Here is a 20499-nt window from a genome sequence, read left to right on the forward strand (position 1 = left end):
AAAACCCTCATCATTTTTTCAATACAGATTGTATTTCAAGCACAAATTGATTACAATTTCACCAAACGATTCATTAATATCTGAGGCTCTATGCCAAGTCAAATTAGAATTATTAATGCAGTTAACCTGTGTCTACAACAGAAAGAAAATATTGAATTTGCCTTAAATCGTTCAGGAGTTTGTGCAGGCCTTGCTGGTTTATATGTAAAATACAGTCTAGAAAACAAAACCCATCAATTTTTTTCCATTCTCGAGCGTTTAGCAAATTTGTCTCCAATTTACCGCATTGGAAATGATCCGCTAATTGATGACTTTATCATTCAAATAGAAAATGTCTACAACCCAGAGGATTATAGTGGGCATCAACTAATTCAGGGGGATTTGGACCGAATACAGCATGTTGGTGCAAAGCCCTTGCGCAATGAGTTTAACTTGGGTTTCGTTGCTGAAGAGCAAGAATGGGCAAAGATCTTAGAGTCAATTACCCACACAGATCGCTCCTATTATATTAGCAGTCACGATCATGCGATTGCCGTTTCTTTTAAAAATGGAAAATATTCCATTTACGACCCAAACTACCAACAAAAAACCAAAGAATTCGCTTCTGCGAAAGAAGTCATTCAAGAGCTTAAAAAGTGCTTTGGATATAAAGATGATGTGTTTGGACTTACTATTCGCGCCTTTGCAAATCCCAATGCCCCTGCTGTAAACTACCCGACTCAAACAGAACTTCATCCGCTCATCACTCCAAGACCGATGAACGAAACAGAACAGCGTGCCTTTGAATTTGCAGCTGTAGCACGCGATATCACGACTGTAGATTATTTAGCAAAGAAAGATGCTGTTTATTGGGAAGATTTAACTAAGGCTCATTTAATTCAAGAAGTCATAGAAATCTTGTTAAAACAGCCTAAATCAGTCTCCGTACAAAAAGCCTTGCTCCGAAGCATTGGGCTTAATTTTTATATTGGAAATATTGAAACAGCAAAAAAGCTAATTGCTCATTATCAAACACACTACCCTAGTGCAGAAGAACAAGAGCTTTTAAAAGAACAAGTGCAAGAAATACTTATTAACCCGGTAACAAATCATTCTCGATGCCTGAAGACAATAGCTAACTTCAACGAATTTATTAACCTTTGCGAACACTTAGGACTGACGCCGGAGCATCAAACCTATATTGACCACTTGCGATTCCTAAGCCTCGTGCACCAGAACGACCCAAGAGTACTAGAAAGGTTTTTAGGTGATCTATCATCGGAACAGCTAGTAAAACATATTCAATATGCTGCAATCACCAATCAACAACAATTACTAGATATATTACTTAATATTCCTATCAGCTCAGAAGCCATAAAGACTGTTTTTACCCCCAACGTAATTGAACATATTGGTGTTGTGAGTTTAAAAAAATTGCTCGATAAGGGATTTATTCCTAATGTCGAGGATGCCCAATTACTACCGCGCTGCATGAATAGAAAAGATAAATCTATTTTTAAATTAATCGCCAGCGCCTGGGTAGTGCAAAGCAAGCAACAAGGCTTATGGGAACAGATTACCAAAGGTCAGGCAAAAGAATTAGATCTAAGGACCACCATAGGTTCAATTTCTCTTTTAGGTATTTTGGTCTTTTTACATAAAGAGAACCTTATTAAGACAGCACCTGTTAATTTTTCCGAGGACCAGTTACAAAGCGCATTAATGATTTCAATCATGGATGGCAATGCTGAAATGAGTATATGGTTGCATAAAAAAATGCTAGAGCACGGCTATACGTTGGATATAGATACTTTGCAGCATTTTTATGAAGACGCATTAGAGCATGAAAATTTAACCGTGCTGAACATCCTTGCAGAAATAGGTTTTGATGTCCTACCTTTAGGAAAAAATATCGATAAACTATTAGCTTTATGCCGTGATAATAACAATTACTCCATCATTTTTAACTCATTTGATGCCGCACAACCCAAGGTAAAACAATACATTGTGGACAGCAGTTTACGAATGAACCTTGTCCCTGTTGCCAGATATTATGCACAACATGCCCCTCAGCTCTTTAATGTTGCATTGAATAGTTCATTAAACAACCAGCCCAAATTAATAAAGCTAAATCAGGCCGCTCGTTTTCTTCCTCCAAATACACTGACTGTAGAACTTCCAGACCCAGACAATAAAACATTTATTGCGAATTGTTTTAAACAAAAATTACCTCATCTAGCAGGAGCATTAAGCCAGACTGTTAACTGGACTGAAAAGGAATTAAGTGAATTATGTGATGACTTAATTAGGACCCAAAAGGAAGAGGCTGTGATTAAGCTAATCCAAATATATCCTCAGTTAAAACAAAGACCGGAATTAATTCCGCTGCTAATCCAAAATAGTCTGCTTGACGTGATTACTCATTTGGCGCCAGAAGAACAAGCTCTAGATGTTAAGCAATCTGAAGAGTTATTTGTTGCAGCCCTTGCTCATAACAAAAAAGACTTGGTAGAGAAATTTTTAACTCCCAACCGCCTTGCCACGCTTGAGCAACCGCTCATGAGCTTAGTAGAACAAGCTATTACTCGAGGCCATTATGACGTGATTGAAACACTAGTTCAATCGCCAATTGATTTAGGATTGAATTACAAAGCACTTTTTCTATATAGCTGTGCTCAAAAACAAGGAAAAATAGCGAACTTGCTTCTTGCTAAAGAGCCTAATTTAGATGCAGAAGAAATAAGTGAGGCAATTCAACAACTTTTTGGTGAGCAGCCTCAATCAACTTATTTTGAAAACACCTATCAACAAAGCTATGGCAGACTGTATCAACTTTTATTAAAAATTGGTTTAAAAAATCCAAGAGAAGAACTTCTAAAAGCTATTAAACATCCTGAAACCGATCTTAAGTTTCAAAAAACCAGCCTGTATTTATCGCCTTTAAAACGAGCGCTAAAAGAAGAAAATGAACCGCAGTTTAACATCATGTTTAGTGAGGCAAATGATTTACCTCCCAATGTGGATGAAAATGTACTGAGTTTCTTACAAGATCCTGTAACTACGGGCAAAATATTACCCCTGTTCCTCAGAAAATATACATTAGAAGCATTGCTTTCTGAAGCGCTGACCCAACACCAATGGGAGGTGGTTGCCAATTTACTTGAACAATCCCAGCTAAATATTTTGGGTATTGAACTGCAAAAGCAAGTCCACGACAATGCCGAACAGATCATGATGGCCTATATTGCGAATTTAGAGATTCATTTTAGTAAAGCAGATATGCGACCTCGTTTATTTAATTTGCTATTAACTCAGAGCTCTAATGCGCTCCAACACATAGCCTCTCCTTGGAATAAAGAAATTCAAGAGGGCCTAACTCGCATTGAATTGGCGATGATTGCAAATAATCTTAATTTGGATAAGCAAATTTATCGCCATGCCTTCAGTAAGATATCCTCCGAGTTAACAACGCAACAACAAAAGTGTACTCAAGCCATAGAACATTATCTTAGTCATCGAGATAAAACCCTAGGTTACTTATCCTATCTTTTTGATTATTCCCGTGGTAAAACGCGCGCTGAGCATTATGAAAATCTCATTAAATCCGCAGAAACCAAAGAAGAACTTTATGTGATTGAATATGCCATTTTAATTAATTCGCACAGTAAACAATTTAAAAAAGATATGGTTCAAGGGCTTGAATTAACCGATGAACACAGCGCTAGAGAACAACTAAAAAGAAGCATCAAAAACTCTCGCCTAGGAAAATACGTATCGCAATTAGACGAGATTATTGAACGCATTAACAAAAAAGCGAATGCGAATGATACAGCTCCAACTGCGAGCTTATTTCAGGAGGAATTAGCTAATTTAAGAAAAATATGTAAACCACGAAGTGCTTTAGAACAACACTCATTTTTCCAAGCCCAAGAGCCTACTCAACAAACGGGGTTCTGGCATTGGCTTACTCATTTGTTTCGTGGTGAAAATAAGGATAAGTTGGCTTCATTACCTTAAAAATGCATGGAATACCCCCGAACTAGACTAAAAAATGCGTCACCAATGGTGTGCCACTATGAGTTTTCGTTAGAAAACATTCCGTCTTGCCTTGTAAAATAGGAATAATTAAGTCCAACATCTAAAATAAATTTACACATGTACTGCAATCCTATATATTCGGGCTTTTATTTAAAATGTGTTCTAAGTGCACGGTTAAATATGGGGAATGCTCGTATTGAATACATCACCATTACAAAGCTCAAAAAGTATTATCATCTGGCTAGTTGGCGTTTCCTTTTTATTATTTCAGTTTTTTTTACAATTATCATCCGGAATCGTTATCGGCGCAATCATGCACGAACAAGGCCTGTCTGCACTTACGGCGGGGCTTTTAAGCAGTTCATTTTATTATGTCTATACGAGTTTACAAATCCCCGTAGGCTTACTGTTTGATCGTTACAATACTCGAACATTATTATCCGTTAATGCACTGTTATGTGCCTGCGGTTGTTTTATCTTTGCGATGGGGCATACCCTGCCTGTATTATTCTGTGGTCGCCTGATTATTGGTGCTGGTTCTGCTTTTGCTTTTGTGGGTTTAACGCGAGTCTTACGGCAAAATTTCGCCTTAAAACAATACGCATTTATGATTGGTTTATCTGAAACCTTAGGATTTACTGTCACCGTAACGGGTATGGTGGGTATGGGAGCCCTAATTAGCCAAATTAGCTGGAGATATTTCATTACTATTGCAGGCGCTATAGGAATATTTATTGCTGGCTTATGCCGTCTGGTTATTCCTAGTAATAAGCCTAAACCGCAAAACCAACAGCAATACAACAAGCAATTAGTGCTCATGCTAAAAGATAAACTGATTTGGATTAATGGTTTATTTGTCGGGCTAGAATTTTCAGTAATCACCGTTTTTGCAGCAATGTGGGCAGTCCCTTTTATCCAGTTAAAATTGCATTGTGATATTAAAACAGCAAGTATACTGACCTCTATGGTGTTATTCGGCGCTGGCTTAAGCTGCCCTATCTATGGCTGGTTGTCTATTATCCTCAGCAAGCGCAAGCCGCTAATTCATTTTTCTTGCATATCAACTGCATTACTGCTTTTGATTGTTCTTTATTTACCAATGCACAGTACCCTATTTGCCGGACTCTTTCTCTTTTTAATTGGACTACTCTGTGGTGCTTATATGCTTGCATTTACTATTGCTAATGAGCTTGCCCCATCGGAATCTTTATCAGCATGTACCGGATTTACAAATACCTTAGGAATGCTCTCTGCCCCACTCATGCAGCCACTAATAGGCTATTTTTTGGATTACTCGAGTAATAACTTGGGACATTATACTTTAGCGGATTACCAATTTGCGCTTTTGAGTGTTCCTATAGCCTTAGTTATTGCCAGCATTTTGTCACAATACCTACCTGAAAAAAGCAGTAATGGGATAGAGAATATTCAAAAGGATAATTCTACCTTGCAGAAATGTACTCAACATTGAACATCCTTTAACTACCCAAAAACACTGAGTAGGCTGTACTGTTGCATGGCACAGAGTAGTTTAGGATACTCCCAATTCCGGGCTTTTCAGCCCAGCCTCCATCCGGGGACCATTTTTTTATCATTTTGCAAAAGCTTTAATTTAATGTAAAATTTCAACTCATTTTAAATGGAAATTGTTCAAATGGCTTTTATCATACGACAACTTATTCTAGGAATGGTACTATTCTTTTGCAACTATAACGCCATTGCTCAATGTGAATTACGCATAAATAATCTTACCGATAAACCAGCTTTCGCCTGGATTCAGTATGACCAAAGACTAAATGATCAAGTAGCTATTGCCCCTCACCGTTCTTTATTCATTGATTTATACTACGATGGCTATTGTCATAGTGGCGCTTATATCCAATTGTATCGTTATGCTTATGAATTATATTTTTCTGGCGTATTAGCACCGGAGCAAATAGTTGATATTACCCCTTAATCAGTATCTTATTATTAGAAGGACAACTTGATATGCCAATAATTTCTGTATCAGGTATTCACAGCGATGCTGGTGAAATAAACATTGAACTTGAAGATAACTATGACGCGACAATTGAGATAACAGGCTCACATAACATCACTATGCCTGTTGATGAAAAGCTATGTTTATTAGCCCTAGGTGGTAATGGCCTTGATGGGGAAATAGGCGCGGACGGTCAAGATGGCTCTCCCGGTATTGATGGATGTGATGCAGATAGGTACCGTTCTGGAAAGAGTGGTAGTCCCGGTGAAAATGGGGAGCATGGAAAAGCCGGTACTAATGGTGGCTCAGCAGGCAATGGCGGCAAAGTCGATGTTTGCGTAAAGCATGAAAATTTAGCACTTTTAGATGCAATTTCCTCAATAGATGTATCGGCAGGTATCCCAGGAAAAGCAGGAAGACATGGGCTGGGTGGACGTGGTGGGCAAGGAGGACGTGGTGGAGCATCTTATTCCTGGAGAGAGCCCTATACAGTAGATCGTACAGAACATTGGACCGATACCGAAGGAAATAGCCATAGCCGTGTAGTAAGCGAGACACACTATCGTGATCACTATTCTTCTGGGGGATTCAATGGTCGTGATGGTTTCGATGGAGGTGCTTACACCTACCCTTTACACCCAGGGGCAGAAGGAAAAACAGGCCAGATTCACTTTCATGTTATGCATAAAGAGACGGAATCACTTCATCTAGAGCCCTATAAATTAATTACGCGAGCTATTCACTTTCAATCTGCTGAAGGTAGTGGAGTATGGGAACCAGGCGATGTCATTACCGCACTCTATGGGATTGAAAACACCGGCACAACAATGATATCCCCACCTGAATTAATTCCGTTAACGTTAGAAAATAATGAGCTTTTGGAGTTAATACAAACAGGTAGCGTTACGGGTAGTATTCTGGCTGGTACAACACACTCTAGTGATTTAACTCCTTTGCGGTTTCGCATAAGAGAACCACACAGTCATACTGGAAATGAGCCGTACAAACCTACTGCAAAGGTTAATGTGGCAGCACAAAATACTCGCCTTAATCAGCCATTTCAACACAGCTGGGCTAACGATGTTCTAAACATACAATATCCGGTATTGCTAGAGCCCCAACCAATTTATTTCTCTATTGCGAAAGATGAATCTCACTGGTTGCAAGCAACGATAGAAAATATTGGCATAAAGCCTCTGGGAAAATATGCTGGACGTGAACTATTAGTTGAGATGACGGCCGTTGATACTAATTCTACTTTAGTTTCTGAGCACATTTCCTTATTAGGACCGCAGGAAAATCATCAAATAACCTATAATGAATCCTTTAAACCAGACGCGGAGCTCGGTGAACAACAAACTTATCATATGAGCCTGTATTTACAGCCAATTAATCGCAGTGATACAAAAACACCGATTCAAAGGCAAACAATAACCGGACAGCTCAGCCCTCAATATTCCCCTCCGGCGAACAAATTTATATTAGTTATTAATTGCAATACGACCAAGCAACAACTTAGATATTGGACAAAGTTTCTTGGTAAGTTATCAGGTGATAGCCAAATAGCTATTTGGAATACCTATTATTATCAAGGACTGAATTTGAATGGAAGCCCCTGTTTATTAGAAGATGCAGCTCATGGCACTATTATTATTCTGGATGACTTATTCCCAGAAAACACATCCAATAAACTACAACAGAATACTCATTACATTACTCAAGAACAGCTATTAAAGGCATCACAGCAGTATGATGTCTCATTGATAGCTTTAGGACCCCAAGCACAAGCGAAACCCTATGCGCACACCGATATGGTATCTTGGCCAGATCCCCCACAAGAGCATGCATCAGTAAAACAACTAATGGGCGTATTGCTTCATGAAAACATCAACCAATACATATCAGTGCATCAAGTCACTGTCCCCTTAGAAGAACGCTGGTTCTGCAGAGGAAGAGAACAAGCAGATGAGGTGCTTACATTAGTAAGAGTTCAACTGAATAAAGTGTTCCCTAATCGAACTTATCACCTAAGTGTTATGGACGTTGAAGAACATCAGGTCACTGTAATCGTGCGCCGTTTAGCAGATACATTAGAGCAAAATATCCATCAAATTTCATTAACGGATGAGCAGTTAGGTGATCCTGAAAATAATCATAATCTGATTGAGTCTGAGGTAATTGAGGGCTTATCTTTTTCGCAAAAATTAGATTTATTTATGCAAAAAAGTAATCCTTATCATCAGCATTTAGCTAAGGCAATCACGAAAGATTTATTGCATGAATTCAGTATAGTAATACAAACAGAGGCTTATGGTAGTTGGCTAGAGCGAATCATGCGAAAAAATCAGCGTGATTTTAGTTTGGAATTAAAAAAATTACGTCAATTGGTTAATTTATTAGAGCAATTTGTTCAGCACGGGGATTTTGAAAATGTTCGAACCTGGTCTCCACTTATAATTCGCATGATTGCTCAAGTGCACTATCATGCAAAGCAGCACTCTTCCTTTTGGACCCGATTCATTCATTGGTTTCTACCGCAAGCTAACGAGCAAATGATCGAAAGTAGTCTCTCGTTATGTAATAAGGTTTGGGATTTGCAAAGCAGGTGTTTAAACATTCCTATTCAAGAAATCAAAGCATCAGCGCAACGTGAGGAACAAATTATAAACCTTACTGTGGAACTGAGAATGTTTTTGAAAAAATGCGATGTGAGAAGCTCGGAACAATATTGTTGGTTCTTTAGTAAGCCGGAACTAAGTGATAGGGAGCGAAAAGCAGCGCAGCAATTATTGAGGATATGTATAGAGAGAACCGCTTTAGATACTTTAGATTGGCAAACGGTAGAGCATAGCCCTAAACTTAAAACCTTTTCTTCACAATTTAAACGATTATTTCCAGAGTTTATTCACGACGAATGTACGGTTTTAGCGATTAATTAAGGAGTTAAAGTACTAATGAAATGCCCAACGTGCCAATCTAAAGTAGCGCTCACACCCTTTGTTATATAGCCATATAAAATTTAATGATTTTTGTCACGGACAAAGATCTCTTCTATTGGCAATTGATTTCTTTTGCCTCCAGAGTGGACAATTTTATTACTTTTGGCTAAAATATAAAGCATTATTGTTTATCTAAAGGCTTTAATTCTTCATGAGTAACGAATATAGTGATAACTTAAAGAAAAGATTACTCGGGGAGTCAGAGAAATTAGCCCCCTTGGAAAATACGGTTAACATGGATGAATTAATAAAGTCAATAGGAATAAATGCTTGCAAATATGCAAGAGAACACATTACTGATGGAGGCACACAAACCAGGAATAATAGTTATCATCCTGATGTTAGATATAAGCTCAAAATGGAAGTAAGAAAGCTTCGTGAGGAAGAAATAGAGTTAAATTGGAAGACTGCATCGTTGAAATTACAGTCAAACCTTCGCACTTTTTATTGTTGTGTTGATACGTGCAAGAGATGGATGAGAGGGAACTGTCAGGAGCTTGCTTTTATGGCACTTGACTACGTGCTCCGACATGCTCCTTATGAAAATGTAAATGCAGAGATATACACGCTTAGTGGAGGCGATCATGCTTTTTTAGTGATTGGTCGAGCCCCCGAAAGCAGTGAAGCACAGCCTGAAACCTGGGGAAGCTCTGCTTATATCTGTGATCCCTGGGCTCAAAAAACTTATCCTGCAGCAGAATATTTAACTATCTTAAAAAACTTCACGCAACGTAAAGAAGGTGGGGCTGAACATCTAACTAGTGATGGAAAATTAACTTACACCAATCATGAAGCGCCATTTGATCCTAAAGAGCATCGACTTACGAAACTATCCGACTTATGCAATAGACCAAGAGATGCGTTTTCTTTGCGCGAAGAACTCGATGAAAATAAAGTTACTTTTATACGAGAGCAATTTGAACAGAAAACTTATGCAGTTATTGAATCCATAGAACTGCTGGACAGTAGACTAGAACATCTTAAAACCAGGTATAATAAAGATGCTCCTAAAGCTGAAATTATTGATCGAGTGAGAGAACAATTAAAAAAAACAGTTAATGTATTCAGAGCCCCCCTTCAGGATAGCACTTATTTCCTCCCCGCTAACCTGCAAGATAATCTTTCTAAATGTGAGCAAATAATTAAAGATGCCACCGATTTATCAGCAGATGAATGTCAACAGCTACAAAAACATCTCTTCTTTGGACTACTTGATAAAAATTCTTTTTTGACACAAGCGTTACGCTCTTTCGGTATTTATTCAAAATCTGAAACACAATATAAGAAAGCGGTTGATGAGGCCATGGATGCTGTTCAAAAAATCAGGCAACCACAGGGTGGTACCTCCTCAGAATGAGAGAATCACCCTATAGATTCCTAACAAACCTTCATTTCTTCAAATTTGTTGGGCTTACGTGCGCTCGCGGCCAAATCTAATATAGCCTAGAGATAACGCAGTGTAATCTGGAAGTCATGAGCGAAGCACATTCAATTTGATTTATTAAAAACAATCACCCGTATTATTAAAGCGTAATACGGGACGAAACATGTTATTACGCAATTACCTGTTCTTTAAATGATTGCTCCGTAACAAAACAAAAAGCACCTTTATTTTCTTTGGAGAAACCCGCAATGGAATGAGATGAGTCATCAGACTTCAATGTATTCAATAATTTTAACGTTAACTTAGGTAATCCTACATTAACAACACATTGATCTTTATCTAAAGATTTGATGGAAACAAACTGCGACATTTTTACCCGGTTTCCAGTAGGATCAAGCCAACCCGCAACGGCTGCACTCGTTGCATCTTTTTCTTTTAAATTCGCGGAGTAAAAACCATTATCATCACTCAAACGACAAAAAGTGGTACTAATGTCATGAGTATCTTTTTGGCCTTCACTTAAGATTAACTTGCCAAACCAAGTTTTATTTCCGGTAACAAATTGCTCTTTGTCATCAACTTGGATATGCCCATTGAGCTGGCTGGTTTGTAACGCCTGTAATTTAACTCCAGGGCGTAAAACTAAAGTTTCGCTGCTGTGATTTTCTTGTTTTAGCATATCTACTTTAAAATTAAATCCTTTTTTATTCTCTTTTTTAACTCCGAAAATCCAGCTGTCATTAATTGGGTTATAACGAATAAATGAATGCCCAACGTGCCAATCTAAAGAAGAGGTAGAGGTTTGTTCAATCTTTTCATTGCCTTCATAGAAAAAAACTAACTGATTGGTTTGGCCATCAATCAGTGCAGCTTTAGTATGGAACTTTTCGCCTTGGCGTTGCATCTCAAAAAAATATCCGTATTTATCACCACTTTCATTATTCACCATTCCCGAAAAAGTCCAACTACCAATAGTTGGATCAACAAGTTTGTTTTCAGGTTTTATTTCTTCTGTTGCAGCTGCAAATAAGCCTGTACTAATGAACAATAAGATCCCAAATAAAAAAGCACAACGTCGAATAGGTAACATATTAGTAATAACCTTTTAACTGTTGATGTGACCACAATGCGTTCCAAAATGCATCATCCAATACTGCGTCTACGGGCAAATAATACATATTCTCCGAACTAAACGAGCGACACTTTACTGCATCCTTTTCGGTCATAATAATAGGCGAGCTCAAATAGTTCAGATCCTGCGGCTTAAACTGATAATGATCGGGATAAGAACAGGTATCGAATTCTATCTCTAATTGGCTTAAAGTGGAATAAAAACGTTGCGGATTCCCAATTGCTGCAATCGCTTCCCATTTTCCACTAACTGACACAGGATTTATTTCCTTGCCAGTGCTAAGTTGCGTTATTTTACCAGGCCTTAGCTGCATCGGATACGCATTTTTCCAGCTACCCTGGTTTACAATAACAAAATCTACCTGACGTAAACGAGCAGCCGATTCCCGCAATGGTCCAGCCGGCAAACATAAACCATTTCCCAAACCTCGAGTCCCATCAATTACTGCAATTTCAATGGCACGCCCCATGCGATAATGTTGTAGCCCATCATCACTAATGATAATTTGGCACTGGTGCTTTTCTAAGAGATATTGCACTGCATCCATTCGTTTCGGGGCAATTACCACCGGGCATTGAGTTCGTTGCGCCAATAATAAGGGCTCATCCCCTACATCTTTAGCAGCGTCCTGTATGCTAACTTCATGAGGAAAAGTTTTGATTGCTGCACCATAACCACGGCTAACGATACCTACAGATAATCCTTTGGCTTGGAGTTGACGAGCTAGCTCAACAACTAAAGGGGTTTTACCTACCCCACCTACGCTAATATTACCCACGACAATTAGGGGTACTGGGCATTTAATTTGGCAATAATGCTCTAAGTACCAACGCCGAAAGGAAACAATGCCTTGATAAGCCCAAGAAAAAGGGCTAAGAACCCATCGCAACGCATGGTTTCCATACCATAAATTCTCGATGAATGAAGACATCAAATTAAGGCTTCCTCATATCGTAAATTAGTTTGTTGCACCCCGTGCAATTGCGCGTAATGTCCTTGCAATGCTAAAAGCTCTTGATGGGCACCCTCTTCTACGATTCGCCCATGTTGCATCACAATAATTTTATCTGCATGCTGAATGGTAGAAAGTCGATGAGCAATAACTAAAGTGGTGCGATTTTTCATTACCTCTTCCAAAGCGATTTGAATATAACGTTCTGATTCACTATCTAACGCCGAGGTGGCTTCATCCAAAATTAATATAGGAGCATCTTTTAAAATAGCGCGTGCAATCGCGATTCGTTGTCGTTGTCCGCCAGAGAGTAAAACACCATTTTCACCAACACGTGTATCATATCCCTCGGGTAATTTACTAATAAACTCATCAGCAAAAGCCAACTTCGCTGCATGAACAATTTGCTCTCGGCTTACATTCAAACGGCCATAAGCAATATTGCTCGCTAAAGTATCATTAAAAAGGGTAACATTTTGACTAACCAAAGCCATTTGTTCACGCAAACTACGTAAATTAATTTGGCTTATTGGCATGCCATCGAGAGTAATCTCACCCTGAGATATTTCATAAAAACGCGGTAGTAAACTAGCAATTGTTGTTTTACCACTTCCCGAATGCCCTACCAAGGCGATAGTGTTGCCTGCCTCAGCAGTAAAGCTTACATCATGTAATACCTGTTGCCCTTTACGGTATGCATAGGAAACATGTTTAAACGCAATTGCACCCTGTGCTCTTTGGGCTAGTATTGTGCCCTCCTCGCGCTCAATTGGTTGATCTAATAAATTGAATACACTCTCAGCCCCAGCTAACCCTTTTTGAATTACTGCATTTAAGGTCGTTAGGGTTTTCATTGGTTTAATTAATTGCAACATCGCTGCAATAATCGCTAAGAAAGAGCCCGCAGAGACAATCACCACAGTGGAAAGTTGAATCGCCGCAGCAATGATGGCTGCAATGCCAATCGCAATCACGATTTGCACACCAGACACATTAATTGCTTTGCTCACCGCAACCTTCATGTCATTTTGTCGTGAACGCTCTATTGCCTTACTAAATTTTGCAGTTTCATAATCAAGGCCACCAAAAATACGAACCACTCGATAACCATCAATTGCTTCACTAGCAATCTCGGTTACTTCACCCATCGTTTTTTGCACTTTATGACTAATGCGTCGTACACGTTTGTTGGTATAACTAACAATGAAGCCAACAAAGGGGATGGTTAATAAAAACATCAGCGATAATTGCCAGCAAATGACCATCATGACGGTCAATAATCCCAGAATCAAACACGTGTTTTGTACAAAATCGGTTAAAGCCTCAGCACTAACCTGCGCTACTTGTTCTACGTCATAGAGAATTTTAGAAAGCAATTGGCCTGAAGTGGCTTCGTCATAAAAATCAGCAGGTAAACGGGATACGTGAGTAAATACTTTTTCTCGAAGCACTTTAACTACAGAGCGAGCAACCCAAGTCATGCAATAACTTCCCAGAGAACTCACCAATCCTCTTAAGGTAATCCCGATTAAAACAATATAGGGGATTTTTTTAATGAATTCTATGTCGATGTTAATAAAGCCTTTATCAAAAAATGGCCGCATCATGTACGTAAAACCCGCATCGATTAGTGAATAAAAAATATTGGCGCCAATGCCTAATGCCAAAACAGGCCAAAATGGTTTGACATAAGAAAGCAAACGCTTATATAAGACGCTGGTTTTAACCGTAAGTTTAGTTTTCATCAATTAGGATTTTGAGTTGTTAGTAAATGACTCAGATTGTATCGCTTATTAACCCGAAGTGCTAATGATCAATACACTAAGATCACGATTAACCTGTTTTTTTTAAATTATTTTAACATTAAAACAATAGGTTAGGTGTTTGGAGGGCTTTTATCTTTTTTGTGTACGTTGGGCTGTTAAGTCCAGCAAACTCAGTTTGAGCGACTCCCAATTATGGGCTTAACAGCCCAGCCTACCTTCTTAATGGATACGCCACCACTCAAAAATGACGAGCCTCTCTTTAGGTAAGGGACGTGCAGGTCATTTTTACCCGAGTATACGCGCACTGAAAACCAATTTTTTGTATGTTTGCGTCAGAAACAGTACCAGGCTCCGTTGTTACTATTGCCCAAGAAAGACCTAATTCTTTAGCAAAATTAAGCCGAGCATGTAATAGCTTTTTTTGTAAGCCTTTTCCTCGATAAATAGGCAAAGTGCTAGTCACCCCTAAATCGCAAAAATCACCATACATAGCAATTACAGCGCCGGCTATAACCGTTCCTTGATCATACACAGCAAAAGCCCTTACACCATTAGCCTGTACGTATTGAAAAAATTGATCGCGTGCCTCTGGATAACCAAAACCTAAAGCCACTCGTGTAGCCCATTCATCTAACTGAGATGTATGTACTTCTTTAATATCAAAGGGGTCGGAGCGGAAATCAACTGGTTCATAGGCTTTTAAATTCAAGGCTGATACATTATTCAACTCGGTAACATGATAACCACGCTTACTTAAAAAAAGCGCTAGCTCATTCCCTACATAAGGACATAACTCAATATCCACGCGCCCATGATTTTGGTCCTGATAAAACTGTTCAATGCCTTCTATTTCAGACTTAAATTGTTTCGGCAGACTCCCAAATCCCCACCCTACTACCTGAGATAAATAAGAATCCGTCCCAGAAAAACAAGCAGCTCCGCCATTAATATCTAATATTTTTCCTTGAGCATATTGCTTGGTTACTTCAATATGGGTCTGTTTAATACACCCTTCCATTTGGGTGGCCAAATCTTTCGTGATGCATTTCATTTTGTTTTTAATCCAGCAACCAGCTCATGAACCAATCCAGGCCCCTGATAAACCAAACCACTGTATACCTGCACCAATGAAGCTCCGGCGTCCAGCTTAGCTTGAGCACTGTCACAGCTATTGATGCCACCAACTCCGATTAAGGTTACCGCATTACCAACATATTTTTTGAGCAAACGCAAACACTGCAATGAACGCTCCTGCAAAGGTTGGCCACTTAATCCCCCCACTTCTTGAGCATAGGGCAAATTTGCTAGCCCTTCACGAGAACAAGTCGTATTCGTTGCAATAATCCCTTCAATACTATGACCCAAAATCACTTCCGTCATTTGCTTTAGAGTTTCCTGCTCTTCATCCGGAGATACTTTAACAACCAAAGGAACATGGCGTTGAAACTTATCAGCCAAACGCTTTTGTGCTTGCTGTAATTGAGATAGTAAATCGGCAAAATATGCCTTCTGCTGTAATTGGCGCAAATCAGGAGTATTAGGAGACGATATATTAATGGTTATATAAGTAGCATGCTCATACACCTTATCCAAGCAATAAAGATAATCTTCCGCTGCTCGCTCTAAAGGCGTCTCTTTATTTTTGCCAATATTAATGCCTAAAATACCGTGATAATTTGCTTTTTCCACATGAGCAACCAAAGCATCAACACCCTGATTATTAAATCCCATACGATTAATAATAGCTTGTGCTTGAGGTATGCGAAATAAGCGCGGTTTAGGATTACCCTCTTGAGGTCGAGGTGTTACCGTTCCTAACTCAATAAAAGAAAATCCCACTTTAGCCAAAGCATCCAAGTGCTCGCCGTTTTTATCTAATCCAGCTGCTAAACCCACGGCATGAGGGAATTGTATTCCCATCGCCTGAACCTGATTTGACTTTGCTGTTTTAAAACAAGCCTGGGGGATAAAATGCAAGGCAGATAAGCTAAAAGAATGCGCCCTTTCAGCATTCATGCAAAACAATAAAGGGCGTACAATAGAATACAAATTAGACATCACACTTCTGCGCCCACACTCGAAGCATCGCATTTTCTGCTTTATGCAAATGATAATCCACTTCCCTGACTTCAACACCATAGTTTTCCTGTTGAAGTTGCAGTAAAACGGAGCCTAAAAGCTCTGAAGTTTTTCCTTCACGATCAATAAGTGGAAAAATACGCACTTCTTTTGCTACACGAGCCAACTCGCGAATTACATTTAAGTGAAAATCTAATGTTTGATCTTCCAAATCTGCAAAAAGATAATGAGCACTCAAAGCAAAATCAAAGGAAAAATCTGGATAAGGTAGATGATAATCTGCAGCACCGTAATAGCGGCCTTCAGCCTTGCCCTGCTCATAATCAGCAAAAAACTCTTCCATGCCTCGTTGGCGTTTCTCAATTAACTGATCCAAACTACCATATTCGCTAAAATCAAATTTATCCTGTTCTTTTTGTACTTCCTGTACCATTTCGGAAAAAATCATCACTGCTTTCGAGAACAAGGTATCTTTATCTAAAACAAATAAAGGATCACAACTTACAGCCTCATGCGCTTCATGAAATTGTTGCACATTAACTGCACTTGGGCCACATCCATATTCTAAAATTCGGGAATTCATATCTTCTTGAGATAAGTCAAACATCTCACGATATTCATCAACACTGTGTCCCCAGAGCACTAACTTCCGCATAAGCAACTCTCCTTATAAATATAAATCTCGATTGTAATCTGGATGGAGCACAGTGCTCTATCTAGGCTACGGCAGGACATTAAGCCTTCTACGCTTGTTTATGCCCTCCAACTTTGGCTTAAGATTAGGCGATTTTTTAAATCAGGTAAAGGAGCTTTTTATAAAATTAATATCAAAGATGGGTGAAAATGAAGCAAGGGATAACGTCATATTAAACATAACCCGCATTACGACTACGTTTAATACACGCTACAGTTTTATGTAATAATCAATATGCTCAACTACTTAGAGAAAGTCCCTCGTTACTAATAACCACATCAGCCAGCTTTTGAACCTGCATTTCTCTTGCTGAAAGCGCAAAAAAACCATAAGCTGCCGTGCCACCACCTGCAAGCCCCGCTGCAGTGCCCACAACGCTTGCAGTAATCATTGCCCCTTGAAAGCAACCTAAAAACGCACTAACAAGTGTAGTTATAAACGTGCCAGAAGCCGTAATTGTTCCAGCAGCGAATCCAATACCCAAACCAATTACCGCTCCCGCCATGCATCCAACAACGGCAGCGGCCAGACCAAGAACTAAACTGGCAAGCACCTTATTGCCCACACTCCAATGTCTTCCACAAGCGATATTTGTTTTAACGTAATCCGCAGCTGCGAGAAGAATACTATCCGTACTTACATTGGGGGTATAAATTGCACTGAGAAAAGTGGCCGTATTTTTTGCAACGATCAATGCTTCTGAATTTTTAATAAGAACAATATTTTTTCCTAAGCCAATTTCAAAATTCAATTCTTCTTTTAAAATCGAGACCAAAGCCAACAAATTACCACGAATCGCATTGTTTGCTGAAGTCCCATCTAAAGCTTTGCACAACCCCAAAAAATAACCATTCACACACAAAGAATTGATAGCCATATCCAGCTGTTGGTCATGCACTGCTGCCTTATTAAGAAATTTCTGACATTCCGTATAAAACGAGTCTAAACCGGTATGCCCCTCAGCAATGTATGTTTGAGCGCAATCTTTAAGCTCTTGAACTAAAGCATCATGTTCTGAATGATTTGCTAAATGGGTATCAAGTATCAACGTAAAATTGCAATAGTGCTCTAGATCAGTTTTTTTATAATTATAATAAGGATGAGTAACCCCATAAAGAACATGTTCTGGAACAGCAGCGGTTAATTGAGCATGCCGCCAATTAATTACTTCCAGCGTCTCTTTTTCTGTATTATTTGCAATAAGATGTCCTCCATAATGGAGATTTCGTTCTTCAAATGGAATACCCCTATTTTTTACCCATATAAGCATATCTTTATAAGCATCAATTTGCTGACGTCTTAATGTGTCTCCATCAGAGCGTACATCATGACCATCAGCCTCCAGGATAGCCATAGTCTTCGCCGCCCCAAGTTGAAACAGTGAGGAGTGTTCAACCACTGGTCTAATTTGTCCGTTATGCTGAACATCATAGCAACCCGGTAGGGCTTCTACTTCAACTTTTGTTTCAGCATGAAATTTAGGAATGAACGCATCCCATCCAGCGGACCCTAAACCTTTTTCGTGTAAGGTCAGATGAGCTTGTTTAACTAAATCACAATCACTCAGATCATGAACCATATTCGCTGTAATTAAATTGCCGCCAATTGCTGTAGACCAACGAAAATTACGCGGGACCAGCTCGTGCAAATCTACAGTAATACGAACTCGCGCTCTTAACTCAGGGGTTGCTTGAATTTTTTTAATTGCTAATAAGACAGAAAAACAGCCATGTGAATGCGCAATAAAATTAATTTGGATATTTTCTGTACTATCCAAAGATTCAATTTCTTTTTTTAAGTCGGTGATAAATGCATCAGCCTGACTTTGTATTCCAATCGCAAATAGTCCTCCGTGACTCTGGCAGCCATCATAAGCCAGTAAGGTTGTCTTACTTACATTAACGTTAGAACGAAGGCTCTCATAGAGCTTATCATTTTTGCGAATATAATCCGTACCACAAAAAAAACCGATTATTATTTTCGTCATAAATAATGCTACCGTGCTGGAAATCTATATCCGTTTTAATCAAGGTAGCGTATGCTAACCTTTACGCGATAAATTTTCACCTTTCTTTAATACATTCATGGAATTAATAGGTCTGTTCCATTCTAATATCACCCAAAATGATTTTGTTTTTCTCGTTTTGTCCCCCGAACAGTCCAACTGAAACACTTTATGTCACTGCACAAAATCCCACATTTGGTATGAAGATAATAATTTGTCAATCAATAACGAGATAAGAACAAAAACAGGAAAAAATTCTGGTTGCAACTTCAATGCGATTGGGTATAGTTAGTACATTTACAAAAATTATAGGAAGTCACCTATGTATACTGGGCCAAACTACCAATTAGGCGAAACGTATGATCTTTTACGCGACAGCGTTCGTCAATTTGCACGTACTGAAATAGCTCCCTTAGCTGCAGAAATCGATGCAAGTAATACTTTTCCTAATCATTTATGGCGAAAATTAGGTGATATGGGCTTATTGGGTATTACTGTCGGTGAAGAGTTCGACGGCGCCAATATGGGCTACCTTGCTCATGCCATTGCCATGGAAGAAATTTCTCGCGCCTCAGCCTCAGTCGGCTTAAGTTATGGTGCTCACTCCAATTTATGTGTCAATCAGATTTATTTAAACGGCAATACTACGCAAAAAGAGAAATATTTGCCTAAACTTATTAGCGGGGAATTTGTTGGCGCTCTAGCAATGAGTGAATCCAATTCAGGCTCTGATGTAGTCAGTATGCAATTACACGCTCAAGCTTCCGGCGACAAATTCATTCTCAATGGTACCAAGATGTGGATTACCAATGGCCCTGATGCCAATGTTTTAGTTGTTTATGCTAAAACAGACAAGCAGGCAGGCAGTAAAGGCATCACCGCTTTTTTAATTGAAAAAGGAATGCCTGGATTTAAAACCGCTCAAAAACTGGATAAGCTAGGAATGCGTGGCTCAAACACCTGTGAATTAGTATTTGAACAATGCGAAGTTCCTGTCGAACAAGTTTTAGGCGAAATAAATCAGGGTGTTAAAGTACTGATGAGTGGCCTTGACTACGAACGTACTATTCTTGCAGCAGGCTCCGTAGGCATTATGCAGGCTTGTATGGATGTTGTTCTACCTTATGTGCATGAACGTAAACAGTTTGAACAACCTATCGGTGAATTTCAATTTATCCAAGGCAAATTAGCGGATATGTATACAGATTTAAATGCAAGTAGAGCTTATTTATATGCAATTGCTAAAGCCTGTGATTGTGGGAACGTCAGCCGTAAAGATGCTGCAAGTGTGATTTTGTATGCTTCGGAAAAAGCAACACAAATGGCATTACAGGCAATTCAAATTCTAGGTGGCAATGGATACATTAATGAGTATCCAACGGGTCGTCTATTACGTGATGCTAAGCTGTATGAGATTGGGGCTGGCACTTCTGAAATCAGAAGAATGCTTATTGGACGTGAACTTTTTAAAGAAACAGCATAAGGAATAG

Annotated in this window: 13 protein-coding genes; 6 read left to right on the forward strand and 7 right to left on the reverse strand. The window is 39.1% G+C overall.

Going from position 1 to position 20499, the window contains the following annotated elements:
- Window positions 1–90: 90 nt before the first annotated feature.
- From E1P08_RS12305 to E1P08_RS12325, 5 genes are all read left to right on the forward strand, one after another.
- On the forward strand, window positions 91–3996 hold the full coding sequence (locus tag E1P08_RS12305; RefSeq protein WP_133137309.1) for a hypothetical protein: 3906 nt from the start codon (window positions 91–93) through the stop codon (window positions 3994–3996).
- Window positions 3997–4213: 217 nt separating this feature from the next.
- A complete protein-coding gene (locus tag E1P08_RS12310) occupies window positions 4214–5488 on the forward strand; it encodes an MFS transporter (protein ID WP_278042991.1) in 1275 nt (424 codons plus the stop codon).
- 183 nt (window positions 5489–5671) lie between these two features.
- Window positions 5672–5974, forward strand: coding sequence for a hypothetical protein (locus E1P08_RS12315; RefSeq protein WP_133137311.1), 303 nt, complete (start codon window positions 5672–5674; stop codon window positions 5972–5974).
- A 32-nt stretch (window positions 5975–6006) separates the two neighbouring features.
- Window positions 6007–8937, forward strand: a complete 2931-nt coding sequence (locus E1P08_RS12320) for a collagen-like triple helix repeat-containing protein (RefSeq protein ID WP_133137312.1) — start codon at window positions 6007–6009, stop codon at window positions 8935–8937.
- A 211-nt stretch (window positions 8938–9148) separates the two neighbouring features.
- Complete coding sequence (locus E1P08_RS12325; RefSeq protein WP_133137313.1) at window positions 9149–10354, forward strand: hypothetical protein; 1206 nt, start codon at window positions 9149–9151, stop codon at window positions 10352–10354.
- Window positions 10355–10550: 196 nt separating this feature from the next.
- Here the strand turns inward: E1P08_RS12325 and E1P08_RS12330 are convergent, their stop codons facing one another.
- The 7 genes from E1P08_RS12330 to E1P08_RS12360 all read right to left on the reverse strand — a co-directional run bounded on the left by E1P08_RS12330 (window position 10551) and on the right by E1P08_RS12360 (window position 18991).
- Entirely contained in the window at window positions 10551–11471 is a 921-nt protein-coding gene (locus E1P08_RS12330; RefSeq protein ID WP_133137314.1) for a hypothetical protein, read from the reverse strand.
- Between the two features lies 1 nt (window position 11472).
- Window positions 11473–12444: a tetraacyldisaccharide 4'-kinase gene (gene lpxK, locus E1P08_RS12335; RefSeq protein ID WP_133137315.1), complete on the reverse strand. Its 972-nt coding sequence runs from the start codon at window positions 12442–12444 to the stop codon at window positions 11473–11475.
- Window positions 12444–14210, reverse strand: coding sequence for a lipid A export permease/ATP-binding protein MsbA (gene msbA, locus E1P08_RS12340; protein ID WP_133137316.1), 1767 nt, complete (start codon window positions 14208–14210; stop codon window positions 12444–12446). The genes lpxK and msbA overlap by 1 nt, the downstream gene beginning before the upstream one ends.
- A gap of 280 nt (window positions 14211–14490) precedes the next feature.
- Window positions 14491–15282: a GNAT family N-acetyltransferase gene (locus tag E1P08_RS12345; protein WP_133137317.1), complete on the reverse strand. Its 792-nt coding sequence runs from the start codon at window positions 15280–15282 to the stop codon at window positions 14491–14493.
- Window positions 15279–16280: a quinone-dependent dihydroorotate dehydrogenase gene (locus tag E1P08_RS12350; protein WP_133137425.1), complete on the reverse strand. Its 1002-nt coding sequence runs from the start codon at window positions 16278–16280 to the stop codon at window positions 15279–15281. The genes E1P08_RS12345 and E1P08_RS12350 overlap by 4 nt, the downstream gene beginning before the upstream one ends.
- A 1-nt stretch (window position 16281) precedes the next feature.
- Window positions 16282–16965, reverse strand: coding sequence for a hypothetical protein (locus tag E1P08_RS12355; protein WP_133137318.1), 684 nt, complete (start codon window positions 16963–16965; stop codon window positions 16282–16284).
- Between the two features lie 277 nt (window positions 16966–17242).
- Window positions 17243–18991 carry a hypothetical protein gene (locus E1P08_RS12360; RefSeq protein WP_133137319.1) on the reverse strand — a complete coding sequence of 583 codons (1749 nt, stop codon included), beginning with the start codon at window positions 18989–18991 and terminating at the stop codon, window positions 17243–17245.
- A 340-nt stretch (window positions 18992–19331) separates the two neighbouring features.
- Between E1P08_RS12360 and E1P08_RS12365 the strand changes: the two genes are divergently transcribed.
- Window positions 19332–20492: an isovaleryl-CoA dehydrogenase gene (locus E1P08_RS12365; protein ID WP_133137320.1), complete on the forward strand. Its 1161-nt coding sequence runs from the start codon at window positions 19332–19334 to the stop codon at window positions 20490–20492.
- The last annotated feature ends 7 nt before the right edge of the window (window positions 20493–20499 follow it).

Source organism: Legionella rowbothamii, from assembly GCF_900639985.1.
In the GTDB taxonomy this organism is placed as follows: Bacteria; Pseudomonadota; Gammaproteobacteria; order Legionellales; family Legionellaceae; genus Legionella; species Legionella rowbothamii.

What these genes read in the sequence shown, in the direction of transcription:
- E1P08_RS12325 (WP_133137313.1), top strand. Translation starts at nt 9,149, where the DNA reads ATGAGTAACGAATATAGTGATAACTTAAAGAAAAGATTACTCGGGGAG.
- E1P08_RS12305 (WP_133137309.1), top strand. Translation starts at nt 91, where the DNA reads ATGCCAAGTCAAATTAGAATTATTAATGCAGTTAACCTGTGTCTACAA.
- E1P08_RS12330 (WP_133137314.1), bottom strand. Translation starts at nt 11,471, where the DNA reads ATGTTACCTATTCGACGTTGTGCTTTTTTATTTGGGATCTTATTGTTC.
- E1P08_RS12320 (WP_133137312.1), top strand. Translation starts at nt 6,007, where the DNA reads ATGCCAATAATTTCTGTATCAGGTATTCACAGCGATGCTGGTGAAATA.
- E1P08_RS12345 (WP_133137317.1), bottom strand. Translation starts at nt 15,282, where the DNA reads ATGAAATGCATCACGAAAGATTTGGCCACCCAAATGGAAGGGTGTATT.
- E1P08_RS12355 (WP_133137318.1), bottom strand. Translation starts at nt 16,965, where the DNA reads ATGCGGAAGTTAGTGCTCTGGGGACACAGTGTTGATGAATATCGTGAG.
- E1P08_RS12365 (WP_133137320.1), top strand. Translation starts at nt 19,332, where the DNA reads ATGTATACTGGGCCAAACTACCAATTAGGCGAAACGTATGATCTTTTA.
- msbA (WP_133137316.1), bottom strand. Translation starts at nt 14,210, where the DNA reads ATGAAAACTAAACTTACGGTTAAAACCAGCGTCTTATATAAGCGTTTG.
- lpxK (WP_133137315.1), bottom strand. Translation starts at nt 12,444, where the DNA reads ATGTCTTCATTCATCGAGAATTTATGGTATGGAAACCATGCGTTGCGA.
- E1P08_RS12360 (WP_133137319.1), bottom strand. Translation starts at nt 18,991, where the DNA reads ATGACGAAAATAATAATCGGTTTTTTTTGTGGTACGGATTATATTCGC.
- E1P08_RS12315 (WP_133137311.1), top strand. Translation starts at nt 5,672, where the DNA reads ATGGCTTTTATCATACGACAACTTATTCTAGGAATGGTACTATTCTTT.